This is a genomic window from Spongiactinospora gelatinilytica (assembly GCF_003236385.1).
GTDB lineage: Bacteria > Actinomycetota > Actinomycetes > Streptosporangiales > Streptosporangiaceae > Spongiactinospora > Spongiactinospora gelatinilytica.
This window is the reverse complement of record NZ_POUA01000557.1, coordinates 1-3,453: the sequence shown is the minus strand read 5'-3', so window position 1 is coordinate 3,453 and position 3,453 is coordinate 1. Positions and strand designations below refer to the sequence as shown.

The 3,453-nt window shown below is 59.9% G+C and carries 3 protein-coding genes; all 3 read right to left on the bottom strand.

Features of this window, described 5'->3' with window-relative positions:
• Positions 1 to 22: 22 nt before the first annotated feature.
• Positions 23 to 325, bottom strand: coding sequence for a hypothetical protein (locus C1I98_RS36810; protein ID WP_111171894.1), 303 nt, complete (start codon positions 323 to 325; stop codon positions 23 to 25).
• 560 nt (positions 326 to 885) lie between these two features.
• Positions 886 to 1,200, bottom strand: coding sequence for a hypothetical protein (locus tag C1I98_RS36805; RefSeq protein ID WP_146607869.1), 315 nt, complete (start codon positions 1,198 to 1,200; stop codon positions 886 to 888).
• A gap of 269 nt (positions 1,201 to 1,469) precedes the next feature.
• Positions 1,470 to 3,453, bottom strand: a 1,984-nt coding sequence (locus tag C1I98_RS42210; protein ID WP_158558345.1) for a hypothetical protein, incomplete at its 5' end; no start/stop codon positions are given.

The window sequence follows — 3,453 nt, the reverse complement described above, 5'->3', positions numbered from 1 at the left end:
CGCCTGACCCCACCCCCCACCCTCAGGCCAGACCGTACCTACTACTGATCGCCTTGGCCTCCTCCACGGTCACCTGCTCCGGCGTACGAGCCAAAAACGCCCGAATATCCGCCACCACCTCCTCCCCAGCCCTCCTGCTCCGCCCTCGGTACTGCCCGAACTCCACATCGAACCGCTTGGCCGTGGGCCCACTCCACACTTTCCCAGAATGAAACTTTTGAAAGGGCCCGTCGATGGCCGTATCAATCTCCTTGATAAGCGGCTCAACGGCCTTGAGTGCCTCTACCAGCGCGGCACGCAGAGGGTTGGGCACCATTTCCGTCATAAACGATCAGCCCTTGTCCGGTGTCGGGGCACTGTCATCGGTGATGAGCTTGGGAGCGATGAGCTTCATCATGGCGAGTACATCCGCCGCATTGTCCCGTCCGGCCGCTCCTATTTCCAGCTGCACATTGAGCAGCGTTCGCCCGCGTACCAGGACAGCGTATGCAGAGTTCAGATCGGTACTGCGGGCTTTGAAATAGTATCCCTCTGCGCCCGGTACGATCTCTGGCTTTCAACCGCTCGCCATCTCGCTGATACTTTGTGCAGCTCCCTGTTCTGAAGCCGGCGGGCAATCTCTGCTTGAAGCTCGCGCGAACAAGTGGATCTCGGAACCCGATCATTGACTCAGCCGCTTTCAGTAGGATATCTCCACATAGGTATGGTGGTACGGCCGCGATGGGGAAGGGCGTATGGCCGACCTCCTCTGCTGGGCTACCACAGCCCGCGATCACCAAGGCAATTCAGCGGCACCACGAGGTCGGTGCGGCATATGGGCCGCGCGCTGATGGCTTTGACAGTGACGACCCTGCACAGGCCTGGGCCTGCGTGGTGGGGTGTACGTCATTTCCCATCACGATGTGATTTATCCTTGTTACGCCTGGAGGTTTCAGCGTCGCTGATGAGCCTAGGGCCGATCAGCTTCATCATGGCGAGCACGTCAGCGGCACTGTCCCGCCCTGCGACGCCCATTTCAAGCTGCACACTCAGTCGGGCTTTATCTGTGGCAAGTGTGGCGAAGGCTGCGTTGTTCTTGTCGTTGGGGCGTGCGAAGTAGTAACCGATGGCCCCGGGCACTATCTCTGGAAGCGGCGGCGCGCCCTGGTCCAGCTGTTCTTTGACTCTCTCGGTGTAGTCGAGAGGCGTGAGGTCGACCAACAGTACCTTAAAGCGCTCACCAGACGATTGGTACATTGCACAGCTTCCATCTCCGACCTTCTCTAGGTCAAAGAAGCCGCGTACCAATGGATCTCGAACCCCCGTCATCAACTGAACCGCCCCTAAGGGGATTTGCTTACAAAGAAGAGGTGGTACTGCGACTGTAGGCATTGGCGTCAGATCGCCCTGCTTCTTTTGACTGCCTCCACATGCCACTGCCAGTAGTCCTGCAAGGGCTAGGGTTCCAAGGCGCACAAGCTGGCTTACCTTCATGATGAGTACCGGTTGAAGCCGTTATCGAATCCGATGTCAAGGCGATCCTCGATCGCCTGCCAGGTCTTCCCGGACAAGCCTTCAAACAGCCACCTCCGATAGGCTTCAAGTCGCTGATACCTTTCGGTGGTGTTCGTCGCCCATTTGTTGATCATCTCATCTTTGCTCATCAGGTCCATCCCGTTGGACTTTAAGAAATTATTGGGATTGAGTCGCGGGTCGCTTCCCTCTTCAAGGCCTTCCAGGGATGACCACGGATGTGTTGAGGAAGGGGGCTCCGGCCGTCCGAAGACACCATTTTTGAGCAAAGCTCGTGCGGTAAGGTCCTGAACTAGGGATCTAGTGTGTTCGGCTGCTGAGTCTGCATCCCGGCGCGCCCTTTTCTCGGTGTCCCCCTTGCTGGCCTCCTCGATGAGCCCAGTCCATGCGCTAATGACTCCCGCCGCAACGGGCCAGCCGCCCTGCTGTGGTATCGCGAGGCCAGAGTTGACTACCGCCATGAGTATTTTCATATTTCTCTGCTGGGCTTCATCCAGCTCCTTCGCCGACTCTATTTTCGCTACACCCGCAGCGTCCGTGATAAAGCCGAACCCGGTCGCCACCTGCTTGATGTTGACCATAAGATAGTTACTGCTGCGCCCCTCTTTGATCTCCCTCGCTCCATGCTGGAGCAAAAGATCCGCGAAGGCTGTCTGGCTGGCCAGCACGGCGGCGAAGGCTTTGCCGTCGGAAAATGCCTCCTTCATGATTTGGCGAATATTTTGCCTGTTGAACTGTGCCCCCCAAGGGTCCTTTCCGGGGGTGCCCGGGTTATCGGCGCTACTCACCCCGGGCGAGAGAAACATGTCGTTCGCCTCAAAGGTGCTGTTGACGTCGCTGATGTAGGCCGAGAGGATAAGGGCGGTGGTGGCCGGAGGGACTACCGGGAAGCGCTCCTTATCGATCCGCTGCCCTTCCAGGTGGATGAACTCAGAGGCCAGTTTTGCGGACCAGTAGCCTCGGGAGGGGTTTTGCGGGGTGCCGGAGTGGTCACGGAAGGTGGTGGTGGCCAATTCGAGAAGTTTGGCGAATTGGGCCTGGGTCTCTTCGGGGTGGTCGGTGGTCACCCAGTACTTGAGCGCGGTCGGATCGTTGATGAAGTAGTCCTGGGCCCGGGTCGGGTTGTTGGCGAGGATGGTCAGGATGTCGTCGACGATCTCGTGGTCTGGGGTCGACCGGTTCCGGGCCCACAAGTCGAGGTTCTTCACGGCGCTCATGACGAAGCCGTGCGGGAAGGTGCCGTTTCGGAGCGCCTTGGTGAGGCCGCGAACCTCGTTTCGGTTAGCCCAGATGTCCGCTGTAAGGCCATTGCGCCAGGAGGGAGGGAGGTTGGGGCTGGCGGTGCTGAGGAGTTTGCCCAGGGGGGTGCCGAGTTTTGCCATCTGTTTGTTGCCGATGGTCTCGCCGAGGGTCTTGCGGTAGGCGGTGGCGCCCATGGTGGTGAGGAGGGCCAGGGCGAAGGGGGAGTTGCCGGCGTGTTTTTCTAGTTGAGTGAGGGTTTTGGGGTCGACTTCGCCGGACTCGGTGGCCTTGGTGAGGTTGACGATGGCGGCGTACACGTCGGGGTCGTGTTTGGCCTTTTCGTACAGGGATTCGTCGAAGGCGGCGAGGGCGGGGTGGCCGGAAGAGGTGGAGGTGGCCCACTCCGATTGCTGGGACTCGATGGTCTCCTTGCGGCGGCGGAGGTCGGGGCGCTTGGTGGCGAGCCAGCTCTGTAACTCGCGTAAGGCGGTTAATCGCGATGTTTCGAGGTCGAACTTCTGTAAGGTCCGCCGGATTTGGGGTTCGTTTCGGCCGATGGTGTCCTCGGTGCGGGCGAGGCTCTGTTCGAAGCCTTCCAGTGCGGCGGGGTCGATCCCGGAGAATTCGGCGCTGATTTGCGGCGTGTACCCCGGCGGTGTGGTGGGTGAAGGGCCATCGGCCGACTGGGGCGGTGGGGAT

Bases quoted from the DNA above. Each gene is read 5' to 3' on its own strand.
- C1I98_RS36810 (WP_111171894.1), bottom strand. From the start codon at position 325: ATGACGGAAATGGTGCCCAACCCTCTGCGTGCCGCGCTGGTAGAGGCA.